The organism is Streptomyces sp. NPDC093600 (genome assembly GCF_044764755.1).
Lineage (GTDB): Bacteria > Actinomycetota > Actinomycetes > Streptomycetales > Streptomycetaceae > Streptomyces.
Genome location: NZ_JBIWIU010000001.1, coordinates 426,948 through 442,444 on the forward strand (window position 1 = coordinate 426,948; position 15,497 = coordinate 442,444).

Annotated in this window: 26 protein-coding genes; 22 read left to right on the plus strand and 4 right to left on the minus strand. The window is 68.7% G+C overall.

Annotated features, from left to right (window positions below; all coding sequences use genetic code 11):
* Nucleotides 1-26 precede the first annotated feature (26 nt).
* Complete coding sequence (locus tag ACIRB4_RS02140) at nucleotides 27-1,997, minus strand: PIG-L family deacetylase (RefSeq protein ID WP_403288644.1); 1,971 nt, start codon at nucleotides 1,995-1,997, stop codon at nucleotides 27-29.
* Nucleotides 1,998-2,148: 151 nt separating this feature from the next.
* Nucleotides 2,149-2,979, minus strand: a complete 831-nt coding sequence (locus ACIRB4_RS02145; RefSeq protein WP_403287902.1) for an RNA repair domain-containing protein — start codon at nucleotides 2,977-2,979, stop codon at nucleotides 2,149-2,151.
* A gap of 201 nt (nucleotides 2,980-3,180) precedes the next feature.
* On the opposite strand from ACIRB4_RS02145, the gene ACIRB4_RS02150 reads away from it, so the two are divergent.
* On the plus strand, nucleotides 3,181-4,287 hold the full coding sequence (locus ACIRB4_RS02150; protein WP_403287903.1) for a hypothetical protein: 1,107 nt from the start codon (nucleotides 3,181-3,183) through the stop codon (nucleotides 4,285-4,287).
* Here ACIRB4_RS02150 and ACIRB4_RS02155 read toward each other — a convergent pair.
* Both ACIRB4_RS02155 and ACIRB4_RS02160 read right to left on the minus strand, forming a co-directional pair.
* Nucleotides 4,274-4,684, minus strand: coding sequence for a toxin glutamine deamidase domain-containing protein (locus ACIRB4_RS02155; protein ID WP_403288645.1), 411 nt, complete (start codon nucleotides 4,682-4,684; stop codon nucleotides 4,274-4,276). The two genes, ACIRB4_RS02150 and ACIRB4_RS02155, sit on opposite strands and share 14 nt — an antisense overlap.
* Before the next feature lie 100 nt (nucleotides 4,685-4,784).
* Complete coding sequence (locus ACIRB4_RS02160; RefSeq protein ID WP_403287904.1) at nucleotides 4,785-5,162, minus strand: ADP-ribosylglycohydrolase family protein; 378 nt, start codon at nucleotides 5,160-5,162, stop codon at nucleotides 4,785-4,787.
* Between the two features lie 650 nt (nucleotides 5,163-5,812).
* Between ACIRB4_RS02160 and rpsJ the strand changes: the two genes are divergently transcribed.
* From rpsJ to rplO, 21 genes are all read left to right on the plus strand, one after another.
* Complete coding sequence (gene rpsJ, locus ACIRB4_RS02165) at nucleotides 5,813-6,121, plus strand: 30S ribosomal protein S10 (RefSeq protein ID WP_003948644.1); 309 nt, start codon at nucleotides 5,813-5,815, stop codon at nucleotides 6,119-6,121.
* A gap of 13 nt (nucleotides 6,122-6,134) precedes the next feature.
* Nucleotides 6,135-6,779 (plus strand): 50S ribosomal protein L3, encoded by a 645-nt coding sequence (gene rplC / locus ACIRB4_RS02170; RefSeq protein ID WP_041664123.1) that lies wholly within the window; start codon nucleotides 6,135-6,137, stop codon nucleotides 6,777-6,779.
* 7 nt (nucleotides 6,780-6,786) lie between these two features.
* Entirely contained in the window at nucleotides 6,787-7,446 is a 660-nt protein-coding gene (rplD, locus tag ACIRB4_RS02175; RefSeq protein WP_403287905.1) for a 50S ribosomal protein L4, read from the plus strand.
* Nucleotides 7,446-7,769 (plus strand): 50S ribosomal protein L23, encoded by a 324-nt coding sequence (gene rplW / locus ACIRB4_RS02180; RefSeq protein ID WP_327374685.1) that lies wholly within the window; start codon nucleotides 7,446-7,448, stop codon nucleotides 7,767-7,769. The genes rplD and rplW overlap by 1 nt, the downstream gene beginning before the upstream one ends.
* Nucleotides 7,770-7,808: 39 nt before the next feature.
* Nucleotides 7,809-8,645, plus strand: a complete 837-nt coding sequence (rplB, locus tag ACIRB4_RS02185) for a 50S ribosomal protein L2 (RefSeq protein ID WP_403287906.1) — start codon at nucleotides 7,809-7,811, stop codon at nucleotides 8,643-8,645.
* Between the two features lie 12 nt (nucleotides 8,646-8,657).
* Nucleotides 8,658-8,939, plus strand: a complete 282-nt coding sequence (gene rpsS / locus ACIRB4_RS02190; protein ID WP_015035577.1) for a 30S ribosomal protein S19 — start codon at nucleotides 8,658-8,660, stop codon at nucleotides 8,937-8,939.
* 42 nt (nucleotides 8,940-8,981) lie between these two features.
* On the plus strand, nucleotides 8,982-9,329 hold the full coding sequence (gene rplV / locus ACIRB4_RS02195; protein WP_030208989.1) for a 50S ribosomal protein L22: 348 nt from the start codon (nucleotides 8,982-8,984) through the stop codon (nucleotides 9,327-9,329).
* Nucleotides 9,329-10,162: a 30S ribosomal protein S3 gene (rpsC, locus tag ACIRB4_RS02200; protein ID WP_403287908.1), complete on the plus strand. Its 834-nt coding sequence runs from the start codon at nucleotides 9,329-9,331 to the stop codon at nucleotides 10,160-10,162. Before rplV ends, rpsC begins: the two co-directional genes overlap by 1 nt.
* Before the next feature lie 5 nt (nucleotides 10,163-10,167).
* Entirely contained in the window at nucleotides 10,168-10,587 is a 420-nt protein-coding gene (rplP, locus tag ACIRB4_RS02205; RefSeq protein WP_015035580.1) for a 50S ribosomal protein L16, read from the plus strand.
* Entirely contained in the window at nucleotides 10,587-10,811 is a 225-nt protein-coding gene (gene rpmC / locus ACIRB4_RS02210; RefSeq protein WP_015035581.1) for a 50S ribosomal protein L29, read from the plus strand. Before rplP ends, rpmC begins: the two co-directional genes overlap by 1 nt.
* On the plus strand, nucleotides 10,811-11,092 hold the full coding sequence (gene rpsQ / locus ACIRB4_RS02215; RefSeq protein WP_403287909.1) for a 30S ribosomal protein S17: 282 nt from the start codon (nucleotides 10,811-10,813) through the stop codon (nucleotides 11,090-11,092). The genes rpmC and rpsQ overlap by 1 nt, the downstream gene beginning before the upstream one ends.
* A 105-nt stretch (nucleotides 11,093-11,197) precedes the next feature.
* Nucleotides 11,198-11,566: a 50S ribosomal protein L14 gene (gene rplN, locus ACIRB4_RS02220; protein WP_003956455.1), complete on the plus strand. Its 369-nt coding sequence runs from the start codon at nucleotides 11,198-11,200 to the stop codon at nucleotides 11,564-11,566.
* Nucleotides 11,567-11,568: 2 nt separating this feature from the next.
* On the plus strand, nucleotides 11,569-11,880 hold the full coding sequence (gene rplX / locus ACIRB4_RS02225) for a 50S ribosomal protein L24 (protein ID WP_158989426.1): 312 nt from the start codon (nucleotides 11,569-11,571) through the stop codon (nucleotides 11,878-11,880).
* Nucleotides 11,880-12,437, plus strand: coding sequence for a 50S ribosomal protein L5 (rplE, locus tag ACIRB4_RS02230; RefSeq protein WP_260229393.1), 558 nt, complete (start codon nucleotides 11,880-11,882; stop codon nucleotides 12,435-12,437). The genes rplX and rplE overlap by 1 nt, the downstream gene beginning before the upstream one ends.
* Nucleotides 12,438-12,442: 5 nt before the next feature.
* Complete coding sequence (locus ACIRB4_RS02235) at nucleotides 12,443-12,628, plus strand: type Z 30S ribosomal protein S14 (RefSeq protein ID WP_003948630.1); 186 nt, start codon at nucleotides 12,443-12,445, stop codon at nucleotides 12,626-12,628.
* 209 nt (nucleotides 12,629-12,837) lie between these two features.
* Complete coding sequence (gene rpsH, locus ACIRB4_RS02240) at nucleotides 12,838-13,236, plus strand: 30S ribosomal protein S8 (protein WP_030209003.1); 399 nt, start codon at nucleotides 12,838-12,840, stop codon at nucleotides 13,234-13,236.
* A 21-nt stretch (nucleotides 13,237-13,257) separates the two neighbouring features.
* The gene (gene rplF, locus ACIRB4_RS02245; RefSeq protein ID WP_388687939.1) at nucleotides 13,258-13,797 is read left to right on the plus strand and encodes a 50S ribosomal protein L6; all 540 of its coding nucleotides are present in this window, start codon (nucleotides 13,258-13,260) and stop codon (nucleotides 13,795-13,797) included.
* A gap of 3 nt (nucleotides 13,798-13,800) precedes the next feature.
* Nucleotides 13,801-14,184, plus strand: coding sequence for a 50S ribosomal protein L18 (gene rplR / locus ACIRB4_RS02250; RefSeq protein ID WP_351793016.1), 384 nt, complete (start codon nucleotides 13,801-13,803; stop codon nucleotides 14,182-14,184).
* Between the two features lie 45 nt (nucleotides 14,185-14,229).
* Complete coding sequence (gene rpsE / locus ACIRB4_RS02255; RefSeq protein ID WP_015035588.1) at nucleotides 14,230-14,832, plus strand: 30S ribosomal protein S5; 603 nt, start codon at nucleotides 14,230-14,232, stop codon at nucleotides 14,830-14,832.
* The gene (rpmD, locus tag ACIRB4_RS02260) at nucleotides 14,832-15,014 is read left to right on the plus strand and encodes a 50S ribosomal protein L30 (protein ID WP_005313525.1); all 183 of its coding nucleotides are present in this window, start codon (nucleotides 14,832-14,834) and stop codon (nucleotides 15,012-15,014) included. Before rpsE ends, rpmD begins: the two co-directional genes overlap by 1 nt.
* 1 nt (nucleotide 15,015) lies before the next feature.
* The gene (gene rplO / locus ACIRB4_RS02265) at nucleotides 15,016-15,471 is read left to right on the plus strand and encodes a 50S ribosomal protein L15 (RefSeq protein WP_403287911.1); all 456 of its coding nucleotides are present in this window, start codon (nucleotides 15,016-15,018) and stop codon (nucleotides 15,469-15,471) included.
* The last annotated feature ends 26 nt before the right edge of the window (nucleotides 15,472-15,497 follow it).

The window sequence follows — 15,497 nt, forward strand, 5'->3', positions numbered from 1 at the left end:
CGGCGCCGGGCCCGGGCCCGTCTCCCTCATCGAGGGAGGCGGGCCCTTTCCGTCGGCCGCCACAGCCACGGATGGCCGTCGGCGCCGAGACCGGCGGCGGCCGCGCCGTGGAGCGCGGCGTTCCCGACGGCGGCGACCCCCTGCGTACGGGTGTGGGTGCGCGCCCCCCGGCGCAGCCGCACGCGTCCGCGGAGGTCCCGGCCGAGGAGTACCGTCTCGCCGTCGACGAGCCCCGCGGTGACGGCGCCGTACCCGTCGAAGGAGACGTCCTGCCCGGTCCTGAGCAGGGCGGCGGCCGCCGGTTCGCGGTAGTACACCTCGACGCCGCCGGTGCCGGGGACGGCGGCGACGGGGCCGCCGGCGAGGGGCAGCGGCTCGGTGGGCGCGCCGTCGATCCAGTGCGCGACGGAGTCCCGGGCCGCCGCCAGGAGGTGGACGCGCCCGGCACCGTCGACGAGGGCGGTCAGCCCGTCCTGCACCTCCGCCTCCCCGTCGAGGGACTGCCAGGGGCTCCAGGCGCCGGAGGTGTCCCGTACCCGCGTCGACACCCCCTTGTCGGCGTTGCGTACGAAGAGATGGACCCGGCCGTCGGGTGCGGTCACGGCCACCGGCACACCGATGCGGCGGCCCCGGTCGTCGCCGCGCTCGGGATTGCCCAGGCCGCGCCAGGCGAGGAAGGGACCGCCGGGGGAGGGCTGCTCCAGGAGCACGACCTCCCGTCTGTTCGGGCCACCGCGGCCGCCGAGCGCGGCGAAGCGCACGCCGAGGAGCAGCACCCGGCCGTCGGGGAGCACGGCCGAGCCCAGCTCCGGCACGAGCGGCCCGCCGCCGAGGTCCTCCGGATCGCCCCAGAGGCCGGAGCCCTTCTCCGTCTCCCGCCAGCGGACCGCGCGCAGTCCGAGCACTGCGTGGGCGACGAGCCGCCCGTCGGGCTCCGCGACGAGGGCGGGGCCGGCGCCGGGCCAGCGGTGGTGCGTGGAGCGCACCCAGCCCTTCTTGTTGGTGAGGGGGCGCTCGCCGCCGACGCCGTAGTCGCCGCAGCCGGAGGGGTCGCCGCACTGCCAGGACGGATCGCCGCCGTACGGGACGAGATGCGCGGCCTTCTCTCGCAGGACCTGCGGGGGGAGGTTCTTGGGCCAGTGGCGGTTGTAGTAGCCGCGGAAGGCGTGCGCCGTGAACGCCGGTATGGCCGCGCCGTCCCGCGCGGACTCCGCGACCCAGCGGATCAGCGCGGCCCAGGAGAAGCAGGCGACGGCGGTGTGGTCGCCGTGGTCGGAGTAGCCGGGCTGCTCGCTGTCCCGCTTGCGCGTCGCCTCGTCGCTCAGCTGGATGTCCGGGTCCGGGTCGAGGGTCTGGACGACCGTCGGCCGGTACCGCTCCAGGAGGCCGACGAGGACGTCGATCAGCTGGTCGTGGTCGTAGGTGTCCGAGCGGTCGACGGGGGAGCCGGCGGAAAGGTGGGTCCTCAGTTCGAGGGCCCGGTCGTGCCAGAGCGCGGGGAGGGCCATGTACCGCCGGGAGCTGTGCATCGGCAGGTTGAGGAAGACCAGTTCGACCCGGCGACCGCCATGGGTGAGCGTGTTGATCTCGGCCCGTCGTCCGCCGCGCAGGGTGATGACGTCCTTCTGCCAGGGCGTGAACCGGTGGAGCCCGACGGCCTCGGCGTACGCCTGCCGCAGGCCCTGGTGACGGGCGGCGGAGTAGGCGGCCTTGTCCGGGGCGGTCTCCGGCATGCCCTTGATCCAGTTCCTGCCGGTGTGCTCGCCCGCGGTGACGTACACGGAGGCGAGGGGGACACCGGCGTCGAGCATGCGCTGGGTGTCCGGGTTCATGAAGTACAGGTCGTCGTCCGGGTGCGCGGCGAACTGCACCAACTGCGCGCGCCGCGAGCCGGCGATCGCCATCCCGGGCGCGGGATCGGCGGTCGGGCCGGTGCGGCGGGGCGCGGGCACGGAACACCCGGCGAGGGCGGCCACCGCGACGGCGGCCGCGAGCATGCTGCGCCGCCGGGGCCGGAAGGCCCCGGAGACGGATATGTCGTCCACTGGTGGAGGTTCCCCCGCGCTGTGTACCGGTCCCTGAGCGCCTTGGTAGACGGATTTCCGGTACGAGAGGTTGTGCGGGGAGTCGCGAGTGTGCCCGAGGAATTCATTCGGCGTCGGGCGCGGACCATCGCACCTCGCCCGTGCCGAGCCGCACTCTCGCCCGGACGCGCATCGGCCCGTCGCCCCGGCGGGAGAGCAGGACGAGCTCGGTGACCCGCGCGGTCACCGCCCCGAGCAGGGCGTCGGCCTTCGACGCGAGAGCGTGCGGGTCCCGGGTGCGACCGAGGGAGAGATGCGGGGTGAAGCCCCCGCCCCGCCGGCCTCCGCAGAGGGGGAAGCGGGTCTCCAGGGCGTTCCGCAGCCGGGCCCACGGCTCCTCGCCGGCCGCCGCCGGATCGAGCCAGACGGTGGCGTCCTCGCGGTGGCCGAACCAGTGCACGCCCTCGAGCCGGGCCTTGAACGCCGGCACCTCGGCCACCGCCGCGGCGGCGAGCGGGGCCGCCCGCGCGAAGTCGTCCTCGGGCACGAAGCCGAAGAGCACGTTGACGTGCGGCGGCCAGCGGTGGATCTGACGGTCGTGCTCGCGGCGGATGTGCTGGATCGGCGGCCACAGCTCGGACGGCGGGATCCAGGCCACGGCCGTACGGTTCGTCGGCGCGACGGCCAGAACCTCCCGGGGACCGGGCGGCTCGACGGCCCGGGGCGCGAGAAGCCCGTCGAGCCGGTCGACCCCTGTCGCCCGGTCCCAGACGACCCGCCCGTCGGCCTCGAAGAAGACCACCCGATGCCAGGGGATCTCGCCCCCGGGCACGAAATCGACCAACGGCATCCGCTGCGGCCCGGCACCGCGCTCGGCGATGCCCATCACGAAGCGCTCGGGATCGAAGCGGGGGTCCCACAGCACCCGGTGGTAGATCTCGTCACTGGTGTGCACACCCGTCGACTGCCCAGGACGGGGCCGTCTCAGTGGGCGGCCGAGGCCGCTCCGGGGCAGCGGGGCAGGTCCTGGGGCGGCGCATGACGCCCGAGGCTGAGCCCCCCGATCTCGGAAAGATCAACGAACCCGACCTGCCCGCATCCTCCGCCACGCCCCGTGAAACCCTCCTGACCGCGAGCACGATCAGGGGTGGGGAACATGAGCGAGAAGGACCCGTCGGTCTCCGACGAGGAATGGGCCGCGTTCGTCGAGGCGGCGAGGAAGGACGGGGTGGGTACCGGCCCTGTCCCGGAGCCCCGCCGGCGGCGGCCTCGGCGGCCGAAGCGGCACGAGCCCGAGGGGTGGCGGACCGGGCCGGCCTGGCGGGAGATGAACGGACGGGGCAAGGCGCGGCGCCAGGTCAAGGGTGCCGTCGGGATCACCCTGGCCGCCGGCCTCCTGCTGTTCGCTGTGCGCCCGGACCTCGTCACGGACCGGTGGCCCGAGGGGCTCGGCGGCCCGGGCGCGACCACCCCCCTGTCCGCGGAGACCGCACGTCCGAGCGCGGCGCCGTCCCAGGAGATCCTCCCGGACCGTCCGACGCTGAAGGAACCGTTCAAGGGATCGCCGGCTCTCCGGTGGGCGGACGGGGCCGCGGGGATCGAGCTGCCCCGGGCCCGGGCCGTCGGAGGGATGTCCAAGAAGGAGGTCGCCGCCGCGCTCGACACGGTCGGGCGGTTCCTCGTCGCCGCGAACCTGGACCGGGCCACGCTGCGCGGGGAACGGCCGACCGACGCGATCGAGCTGCTCGATCCCCTGCAGAAGGACGTCCGTCCGCGCATCGACCGGTGGCTCGCGAAGCCGGGCCGGGACAGCGACCCGCTGTGGCTGTTCAGCCGGTTCGACCCGGCCGAGGTGCGTCTCGCCGGTGACGTCGTCAAGACGCGCGGGCGGATGACCTTCGAGGCGGGTGAGCGGAGCGGCGAGGTGCAGGTGCACGCCGACTACACCTTCGTCTATCCGCTGGTGAAGACCCGCCCCGGCTTCGACGAGGTCGCCCGTACCGTCGTACGGCGCCAGATGACCTTCGCTCTCTACGACCCGGCCAAGATCGTGGCGACGCGAGGCGCGCTGTTCGTGCTGCGGATGGACGAGTCCGCCGGAAACAGCGACTGCGCCAGGGACGGGGACGGCTTCCTGCGTCCCCAGTTCAGCGAGGACCTGATCAGCGCGGTGCCCCCCGGAGGACCGGAGATCGATCCGTACGACCGCAGCAAGGACCTCGGAGATCTCCCGAAGAAGTGCGGCACGGTCACCCGTATCTGACGCGTTCCGCACCGTCCCGCTGCGCCGAAAGGGCCCGGAGCAGGTTCAGCTCGCGGATGTGGGAGGTGTCCAGGACGGCCAGGGAGCCCGTGACGCCGTCCAGAAGGACGACCCGGCCGCTGTCGTCGTGGGCGTAGAGGAGGTTCCCGCTCGGCTCCCGACCGCCGATCTCACGCCGTACCCACACCAGCCCGCGTGTGTCCGGGCCCGGCCCGCGCAGGGCCCTGATCACGTCGTTCCAGTCGCCCACCGGGACGCGGCTGAAGCCCTCGAAGTACCGGCGGTTCAACCGGTCCCACCAGCCCGGGGCCTCATGGGCGGGCCGCCAGGGCAGGGCGACCGACGGGTTCCCGCCGAGTGCGGAGTGCACGGCGGCCACGCAGCCACGTGCGTTGATCCGGCGCGCCTGGTTCCGGACACGGGCGGCGGTCTCGCGCGCGGTGGTGGCCCGGCGGGGGCCGGGGCCGCCTCCGCGTCCATGTCCTTCACCTCGGTACTCAGTCCCAGAGCTGGCTCAGGGCGCGGATGCGGTCCTGGTACTCCAGTACCTCGGTCCACTCGTGCAGCCAGTAGTGCGATCCGTGCTTGGCCCCGGCGAACGCGCCGGCGAGGGCGGCGATGGCGTCGGAGTCCCCCGACGAATGCGCACCTCGCATGATCGACCCGCGGGCATCACCCCCGACGACGAGGAAGCAGTACAGGGCCGTCGCCAGGGCTTCCTCGGCGACCCAGCCGGGCCCGACGGCTGCGCTGGGGTCCCTGCCCATGTCCGGCTCCCGCAGGGCCTCGGCCACCTTGTCGAGGGCGCGCAGACATTCGTCCCACCCGAACGCGATGTACGACGGGGGGTCGGGCGCCCCCGCCTTGCGCCACAACTCCCCAAGCCAGTCGGAGTGGTACGTCTGCCGGGACTCGAGGGCACTTCCCCGTAGGCTTCCGCCTCCGGGTCCTCGGAGGCTCCCGCTCGGCCCGGGTGACGCACACCGGGGGACCAGGGCGACGGGGCGGCTTCGCGCGTGGCGGGATCCGTACATGCCCGGCATGTCGTGCGAGTGCCCGCGGAGGTCGTGCGTGCGTCCCGTGTGCGACGCTGGAACACCTGGCGGGGCGTGCCCCGCGTGTCGTACCCCAGGTTTGATCTCCGTCACGTCCGGGGTACTCTCTTCGGCCCGATTGGCCACCGGCGCGTCACGTGTGGCAGACTGTCGGGGTTGCTCGGTTGAGTGCCGATGCTGCGCGCCTCCCGTCGGGAGGACCTGAAGCGAGTCCCACAGTACTCGTCGCTTCTTCTCAGGAGCGGACGTACGGGAATCTTCGGGGAAGCGTCAGCGGGGTGCCGACCAGGCACTCGGTGGGTGTTCTGCCCCCGGCTCGCGGTTCTGGGACCGCACCCCCTTGGTTGGGAGATCCTTAGGGATTTCTGCGTAGAGGGAGTGCGACACGCCCGACCGCGTGGGTCGGAGACAGAGTTACGAGAACCCCCGAGTCCAGAGCGTTAACCAAGACAAAGGACTACTGAGTAGCCATGGCGGGACAGAAGATCCGCATCCGGCTCAAGGCCTACGACCACGAGGTCATCGACTCCTCGGCGAAGAAGATCGTCGAGACGGTGACGCGCACTGGTGCGTCGGTCGCGGGCCCGGTGCCGCTGCCCACTGAGAAGAACGTGTACTGCGTCATCAAGTCGCCGCACAAGTACAAGGACTCGCGCGAGCACTTCGAGATGCGCACGCACAAGCGCCTCATCGACATCCTCGACCCCACGCCGAAGACGGTTGACTCGCTCATGCGCCTCGACCTGCCGGCGGGCGTCGACATCGAGATCAAGCTCTGAGGTGACGCGCGAGATGGCTAAGAACATCAAGGGCATCCTGGGCGAGAAGCTCGGCATGACGCAGGTCTGGGACGAGAACAACCGGGTCGTCCCGGTGACCGTCGTCAAGGCCGGTCCGAATGTCGTGACCCAGGTGCGTACGAACGACATCGACGGCTACGAGTCGGTCCAGATCGCCTTCGGCGAGATCGACCCTCGCAAGGTGAACAAGCCCCTCAAGGGTCACTTCGCCAAGGCCGACGTCACCCCGCGCCGCCACCTGGTGGAGCTCCGCACCGCTGACGCCTCCGAGTACACGCTCGGCCAGGAGATCACCGCCGAGGTCTTCGAGGCCGGCGTGAAGGTCGACGTCACCGGCAAGAGCAAGGGCAAGGGCTTCGCCGGTGTCATGAAGCGTCACAACTTCCGTGGTGGCAAGGCGTCTCACGGTGCCCACCGCGTGCACCGCAAGCCTGGTTCCATCGGTGGTTGTGCCACCCCCGGCCGTGTCTTCAAGGGCATGCGCATGGCGGGTCGCATGGGCAACGAGCGGGTCACCACCCAGAACCTGACCGTCCACGCCGTTGACGCCGAGAAGGGTCTGCTGCTCATCAAGGGCGCCGTCCCCGGCCCGAACGGTGGCCTCGTCCTGGTCCGCACCGCGGCCAAGGGGGTTTGAGGAACCGATGAGCACCATTGACATCCTTTCGCCGGCAGGCGACAAGGCCGGGACCGTCGAGCTCCCCACGGAGATCTTCGGCGCCAAGATCAGCATTCCGCTGATCCACCAGGTCGTCGTCGCACAGCTGGCCGCTGCCCGCCAGGGCACGCACAAGACCAAGAGCCGTGGCGAAGTCCGTGGTGGTGGCCGCAAGCCGTACCGCCAGAAGGGCACCGGCCGCGCCCGTCAGGGTTCGACCCGTGCGCCGCAGTTCGCCGGCGGTGGCGTCGTCCACGGCCCCGTGCCGCGTGACTACTCCCAGCGCACCCCGAAGAAGATGAAGGCCGCCGCCCTGCGCGGTGCCCTCTCCGACCGGGCGAACCACTCCCGCATCCACGTCGTCACCGGCGTGGTCGAGGGTGACATCTCCACCAAGGCCGCCAAGACGCTGTTCGGCAAGATCTCGGAGCGCAAGAACCTGCTCCTGGTCGTCGAGCGCTCGGACGAGGTCGCGTGGCTCTCCGCCCGCAACCTGCCCCAGGTGCACATCCTGGAGCCGGGCCAGCTGAACACGTACGACGTGATGCGATCCGACGACGTGGTCTTCACCCAGGCCGCTCTCGAGTCCTTCGTGTCCGGCGCTGCGAAGTCGTCGGCTGCTGACACCGAAGGGAGCGAGGCCTGATGTCCGAGGCCACGATCACCAGCAAGACCTTCACGGACCCGCGCGACGTTCTCGTCAAGCCGGTTGTCTCCGAGAAGAGCTACGCCCTGCTGGACGAGAACAAGTACACGTTCATCGTCGCGCCCGGCTCCAACAAGACCCAGATCAAGCAGGCCGTCGAGGCGGTCTTCTCGGTCAAGGTCACCGGGGTCAACACGATCAACCGCCAGGGCAAGCGCAAGCGCACCCGCACCGGTTTCGGCAAGCGCGCCAACACCAAGCGCGCCATCGTGACCCTTGCCGAGGGCGACCGTATCGACATCTTCGGCGGCCCGACCGCCTGACGGCGGTCGAGTCGTCCGGAATCGGACGAGGACTGAGAAATGGGAATCCGCAAGTACAAGCCGACTACGCCGGGCCGCCGTGGCTCCTCCGTAGCCGACTTCGTCGAGATCACGCGGTCCACGCCGGAGAAGTCGCTGGTCCGCCCCCTGCACAGCAAGGGCGGCCGTAACAACACCGGTCGTGTGACCGTCCGCCACCAGGGCGGTGGCCACAAGCGCGCCTACCGCGTGATCGACTTCCGTCGTCACGACAAGGACGGCGTGCCGGCCAAGGTCGCTCACATCGAGTACGACCCGAACCGCACCGCGCGCATCGCGCTGCTCCACTACGCGGACGGCGAGAAGCGCTACATCATCGCCCCGCGTGGCCTGTCGCAGGGCGACCGGGTCGAGAACGGCCCCGGCGCCGACATCAAGCCCGGTAACAACCTGGCCCTCCGCAACATCCCGGTCGGTACCACGATCCACGCGATCGAGCTCCGTCCCGGCGGTGGCGCCAAGTTCGCCCGTTCCGCGGGTGCCTCCGTGCAGCTGCTCGCGAAGGAGGGCTCGATGGCCCACCTCCGCATGCCGTCCGGCGAGATCCGTCTCGTCGACGCCCGCTGCCGCGCCACCATCGGTGAGGTCGGCAACGCCGAGCAGTCGAACATCAACTGGGGCAAGGCCGGCCGCAAGCGCTGGCTGGGCGTTCGCCCGACCGTTCGCGGTGTGGCGATGAACCCGGTTGACCACCCGCACGGTGGTGGTGAGGGCAAGACCTCCGGTGGTCGCCACCCGGTCTCCCCGTGGGGTCAGAAGGAGGGTCGTACTCGCTCGCCGAAGAAGGCTTCGAGCAAGTACATCGTCCGCCGCCGCAAGACGAACAAGAAGCGCTAGGAGCGGGTTTAGATGCCGCGCAGTCTCAAGAAGGGACCCTTCGTTGACGGCCACCTCGTGAAGAAGGTGGACGCTCAGAACGAAGCCGGTACCAAGAACGTCATCAAGACCTGGTCCCGTCGCTCGATGATCATCCCGGCCATGCTCGGCCACACGATCGCGGTGCACAACGGCAAGACCCACATTCCGGTGTTTGTCACCGAGTCGATGGTCGGCCACAAGCTCGGCGAGTTCTCGCCGACGCGCACCTTCCGGGGTCACGTGAAGGACGACCGGAAGTCGAAGCGCCGCTAGTAGCGGGGTGGAATGACCATGACAGACACTGGAAGGACAACCATGGAAGCCAGGGCCCAGGCGCGGTACATCCGCGTCACGCCCATGAAGGCCCGCCGCGTGGTGGACCTTATCCGTGGCATGGACGCCACGGAGGCTCAGGCGGTCCTGCGTTTCGCCCCGCAGGCCGCGAGCGTGCCGGTCGGCAAGGTGCTTGACAGCGCCATTGCCAACGCCGCGCACAACTACGACCACAGTGACGCCTCTTCGCTGTACATCAGCGAGGCGTACGTGGATGAGGGCCCGACCCTGAAGCGGTTCCGTCCGCGTGCTCAGGGCCGTGCCTACCGGATCCGTAAGCGGACCAGCCACATCACCGTGGTCGTCAGCAGCAAGGAAGGAACCCGGTAATGGGCCAGAAGGTTAACCCGCATGGGTTCCGGCTCGGCATCACCACGGACTTCAAGTCCCGCTGGTACGCCGACAAGCTGTACAAGGACTACGTCAAGGAAGACGTCGCCATCCGTCGGATGATGACGTCCGGCATGGAGCGCGCCGGCATCTCGAAGGTTGAGATCGAGCGCACCCGTGACCGCGTGCGGGTGGACATCCACACCGCTCGTCCGGGCATCGTCATCGGCCGCCGTGGCGCCGAGGCCGACCGCATCCGCGGGGACCTCGAGAAGCTCACGGGCAAGCAGGTCCAGCTGAACATCCTCGAGGTCAAGAACCCCGAGATGGACGCTCAGCTGGTCGCGCAGGCCGTTGCCGAGCAGCTCTCCTCCCGCGTCTCCTTCCGTCGCGCCATGCGTAAGAGCATGCAGGGCACGATGAAGGCCGGCGCCAAGGGCATCAAGATCCAGTGCGGCGGTCGCCTCGGCGGCGCCGAGATGTCCCGCTCGGAGTTCTACCGCGAGGGCCGCGTGCCCCTGCACACGCTCCGCGCGAACGTCGACTACGGCTTCTTCGAGGCCAAGACGACCTTCGGCCGCATCGGTGTGAAGGTCTGGATCTACAAGGGCGACGTCAAGAACATCGCCGAGGTCCGCGCCGAGAACGCCGCTGCCCGCGCCGGCAACCGTCCGGCCCGCGGTGGCGCTGAGCGCCCCGCCGGCCGTGGTGGCCGCGGTGGCGAGCGTGGCGGTCGCGGTCGCAAGCCGCAGCAGTCGGCTCCCGCCGCCGAGGCCCCCAAGGCCGAGGCTGCCGCCGCTGCTCCGGTTGAGAGCACCGGAACGGAGGCCTGACCGAAATGCTGATCCCCCGTAGGGTCAAGCACCGCAAGCAGCACCACCCGAAGCGCAGCGGTATGTCCAAGGGTGGTACGCAGGTTGCGTTCGGCGAGTACGGCATTCAGGCCCTCACCCCGGCGTACGTGACCAACCGCCAGATCGAGGCGGCCCGTATCGCGATGACCCGCCACATCAAGCGTGGCGGCAAGGTCTGGATCAACATCTACCCGGACCGCCCGCTGACCAAGAAGCCTGCCGAGACCCGCATGGGTTCCGGTAAGGGTTCGCCGGAGTGGTGGATCGCGAACGTCAAGCCCGGTCGGGTGATGTTCGAGCTGTCCTACCCGAACGAGAAGATCGCGCGTGAGGCCCTGACTCGAGCGGCTCACAAGCTGCCGATGAAGTGCAAGATCGTCAAGCGCGAGGCAGGTGAGCTGTGATGTCGGCCGGTACCAAGGCGTCCGAGCTGCGCGAGCTGGGCAACGAGGAGCTTCTCAACAAGCTCCGCGAGGCCAAGGAAGAGCTGTTCAACCTCCGCTTCCAGGCGGCGACGGGCCAGCTCGAGAACCACGGGCGGCTCAAGTCCGTCCGCAAGGACATCGCGCGGATCTACACCCTGATGCGTGAGCGCGAGCTGGGCATCGAGACGGTGGAGAGCGCCTGATGAGCGAGAACAACGTGACTGAGAAGACCGAGCGCAACGCCCGCAAGGTCCGCGAGGGCCTGGTCGTCAGCGACAAGATGGACAAGACCGTCGTCGTCGCCGTCGAGGACCGCGTCAAGCACGCGCTGTACGGCAAGGTCATCCGCCGTACGAACAAGCTCAAGGCTCACGACGAGCAGAACGCTGCCGGCGTCGGCGACCGCGTCCTCCTGATGGAGACCCGGAAGCTGTCCGCCACGAAGCACTGGCGCGTCATCGAGATCCTCGAGAAGGCCAAGTAATCACCTGAGGGGTTTCCCTCAGGTCAGTTCCGCCAGGCTCGGTGGGGCCCCGCCTCGTCAGGGACGGGTCCCCGCCGGGAACCGGCAGACAATCAGGAGATAGACGTGATCCAGCAGGAGTCGCGACTGCGTGTCGCCGACAACACTGGTGCCAAGGAGATCCTTTGCATCCGTGTTCTCGGTGGCTCCGGTCGCCGCTACGCGGGCATCGGTGACGTCATCGTCGCCACCGTCAAGGACGCGATCCCCGGTGGCAACGTGAAGAAGGGTGACGTCGTCAAGGCGGTCATCGTTCGCACCGTCAAGGAGCGCCGCCGCCAGGACGGCTCGTACATCCGCTTCGACGAGAACGCCGCTGTCATTCTCAAGAACGACGGCGACCCTCGCGGCACCCGTATCTTCGGCCCCGTGGGCCGTGAGCTGCGCGAGAAGAAGTTCATGAAGATCATCTCGCTCGCGCCGGAGGTGCTGTAAGCATGAAGATCAAGAAGGGCGACCTGGTCCAGGTCATCACCGGTAAGGACAAGGGCAAGCAGGGCAAGGTCATCGCGGCCTTCCCCCGTGAGGACCGTGTCCTGGTCGAGGGTGTCAACCGGGTCAAGAAGCACACCAAGGCCGGCCCCTCGCAGGCCGGTGGCATCGTCACGACCGAGGCGCCCGTCCACGTCTCCAACGTCCAGCTGGTCGTTGAGAAGGACGGCAACAAGGTTGTCACGCGCGTCGGTTACCGCTTCGACGACGAGGGCAACAAGATCCGCGTTGCCAAGCGGACGGGTGAGGACATCTGATGGCTACCACCACCACTCCGCGTCTCAAGACGAAGTACCGCGAGGAGATCGCGGGCAAGCTGCGTGAGGAGTTCTCGTACGAGAACGTCATGCAGATCCCCGGCCTCGTCAAGGTCGTGGTCAACATGGGTGTGGGCGACGCCGCCCGCGACTCCAAGCTGATCGAGGGCGCCATCCGCGACCTCACCACGATCACCGGCCAGAAGCCGGCCGTCACCAAGGCTCGCAAGTCCATCGCGCAGTTCAAGCTGCGTGAGGGCCAGCCGATCGGTGCGCACGTCACCCTCCGTGGCGACCGCATGTGGGAGTTCCTCGACCGCACCCTGTCGCTCGCGCTTCCGCGCATCCGCGACTTCCGTGGTCTGTCCCCCAAGCAGTTCGACGGGCGTGGCAACTACACCTTCGGTCTCACGGAGCAGGTCATGTTCCACGAGATCGACCAGGACAAGATCGACCGTGTCCGGGGTATGGACATCACCGTGGTGACCACGGCGACCAACGACGCTGAGGGCCGTGCCCTTCTCCGTCACCTCGGCTTCCCGTTCAAGGAGGCGTAAGCGAGATGGCGAAGAAGGCTCTCATCGCGAAGGCTGCCCGCAAGCCCAAGTTCGGCGTGCGCGGCTACACGCGCTGCCAGCGCTGTGGTCGTCCCCACTCCGTGTACCGCAAGTTCGGCCTGTGCCGCGTGTGCCTTCGTGAGATGGCTCACCGTGGCGAGCTGCCGGGCGTGACCAAGAGCTCCTGGTAATCCCCGTAATCACGGGATAACCGGAGTCTCTCGGTAAGCAGAGGGTTGGCGGAGGCCCACCTCTCCATGGCTTAGGCTAGGAGGGTTGGGCGTCTGCCGCCCGTACGACTTACTACGCCGTAGGTCCCCGCGCCGCACCCGTCCCGCCCCTGTGTGGGGAGAGGGATGGCGCACTGGAAACCCCGGCGAGAGAGGCCGAAGGCCAATTCATGACCATGACTGATCCGATCGCAGACATGCTCACGCGTCTGCGTAACGCGAACTCGGCATACCACGACACCGTGACGATGCCGCACAGCAAGATCAAGTCTCACATCGCGGAAATCCTCCAGCAGGAGGGCTTCATCACGGGCTGGAAGGTCGAGGACGCCGAGGTCGGCAAGAACCTCGTCCTCGAGCTCAAGTTCGGTCCGAACCGTGAGCGCTCCATCGCGGGCATCAAGCGGATCTCGAAGCCGGGCCTCCGGGTTTACGCGAAGTCCACCAACCTGCCGAAGGTCCTCGGCGGCCTGGGCGTGGCGATCATCTCCACGTCCCACGGTCTCCTGACCGGCCAGCAGGCAGGCAAGAAGGGCGTAGGTGGGGAAGTCCTCGCCTACGTCTGGTAGTCGGGAACGGAGGAATAGCTAATGTCGCGTATTGGCAAGCTGCCTATCCAGGTTCCCGCCGGCGTGGACGTCACCATCGATGGCCGCACGGTCACGGTGAAGGGTTCCAAGGGCACCCTGAGCCACACCGTCGCCGCGCCGATCGAGATCGTCAAGGGTGAGGACGGCGTTCTCAACGTCACCCGTCCCAACGACGAGCGTCAGAACAAGGCCCTTCACGGCCTGTCCCGCACGCTGGTGGCCAACATGATCACCGGTGTGACCCAGGGTTACGTGAAGGCGCTCGAGATCAGCGGTGTCGGTTACCGCGTGGCCGCGAAGGGCTCCAACCTGGAGTTCCAGCTCGGCTACAGCCACCCGATCCTGGTGGAGGCCCCCGAGGGCATCTCCTTCAAGGTCGAGTCGCCGACCAAGTTCTCGGTCGAGGGCATCGACAAGCAGAAGGTCGGCGAGGTCGCGGCGAACATCCGCAAGCTGCGGAAGCCCGACCCGTACAAGGCCAAGGGCGTCAAGTACGCCGGCGAGGTCATCCGCCGCAAGGTCGGAAAGGCTGGTAAGTAAGCCATGGCATACGGTGTGAAGATCGCCAAGGGCGACGCTTACAAGCGTGCGGCCAAGGCCCGCCGTCACATCCGCATCCGTAAGAACGTGTCGGGTACGGCGGAGCGTCCGCGCCTCGTCGTGACGCGTTCCAACCGCGGTATCACCGCTCAGGTCATCGACGACCTCAAGGGCCACACCCTTGCGTCCGCGTCGAACCTGGACGCGTCGATCCGCGGCGGTGAGGGTGACAAGTCGGCGCAGGCCAAGCAGGTCGGCGCTCTCGTCGCCGAGCGCGCCAAGGCCGCGGGTGTCGAGACTGTCGTGTTCGACCGTGGTGGCAACAGGTACGCCGGGCGCATTGCCGCTCTGGCTGACGCCGCCCGCGAAGCCGGGCTGAAGTTCTAAGCCCCGGTTCCGGGACTAACGGACGTAACAGAGAGAGGTAATCCAATGGCTGGACCCCAGCGCCGCGGAAGCGGTGCCGGTGGCGGCGAGCGGCGGGACCGGAAGGGCCGCGACGGTGGCGCTGCCGCCGAGAAGACCGCGTACGTTGAGCGCGTTGTCGCGATCAACCGCGTCGCCAAGGTTGTCAAGGGTGGTCGTCGCTTCAGCTTCACCGCGCTGGTCGTGGTGGGCGACGGTGACGGCACCGTAGGTGTCGGTTACGGCAAGGCCAAGGAAGTTCCCGCGGCCATCGCCAAGGGTGTCGAGGAAGCCAAGAAGAACTTCTTCAAGGTTCCGCGCATCCAGGGCACCATCCCTCACCCGATCCAGGGCGAGAAGGCCGCGGGCGTCGTCCTGCTCAAGCCGGCTTCCCCCGGTACCGGCGTCATCGCCGGTGGCCCGGTGCGTGCCGTGCTCGAGTGCGCCGGCGTTCACGACATCCTGTCGAAGTCGCTCGGCTCCGACAACGCGATCAACATCGTGCACGCGACCGTGGAGGCCCTGAAGGGCCTGCAGCGTCCCGAGGAGATCGCGGCTCGCCGTGGTCTGCCCCTCGAGGACGTCGCCCCCGCGGCTCTGCTCCGTGCGCGTGCGGGAGCGGGTGCGTAATGGCTCGCCTCAAGATCACGCAGACGAAGTCGTACATCGGCAGCAAGCAGAACCACCGCGACACTCTGCGTTCGCTCGGGCTCAAGCGCCTGAACGACGTGGTCGTCAAGGAGGACCGCCCCGAGTTCCGCGGAATGGTTCACACCGTCCGCCACCTCGTGACGGTCGAGGAGGTCGACTGACATGGCGGAGAACAACCCGCTGAAGGTCCACAACCTCCGTCCCGCCCCGGGCGCCAAGACCGCGAAGACCCGTGTCGGTCGTGGTGAGGCGTCGAAGGGTAAGACGGCCGGTCGTGGTACCAAGGGCACGAAGGCCCGTTACCAGGTTCCGGAGCGCTTCGAGGGTGGGCAGATGCCCCTCCACATGCGTCTCCCGAAGCTCAAGGGCTTCAAGAACCCGTTCCGCACCGAGTACCAGGTCGTGAACCTGGACAAGCTGGCCGCGCTCTACCCGCAGGGTGGCGAGGTCACGGTGGCCGATCTGGTCGCCAAGGGTGCGGTTCGTAAGAACCAGCTCGTCAAGGTGCTCGGCACCGGCGAGATCTCCGTGGCGCTGCAGGTGACGGTCGACGCCGTCTCCGGCTCCGCCAAGGAGAAGATCGCCGCTGCCGGCGGCACCGTCACCGAGCTCGTCTGAGACGACTCGATGGCCTGAACATCCGA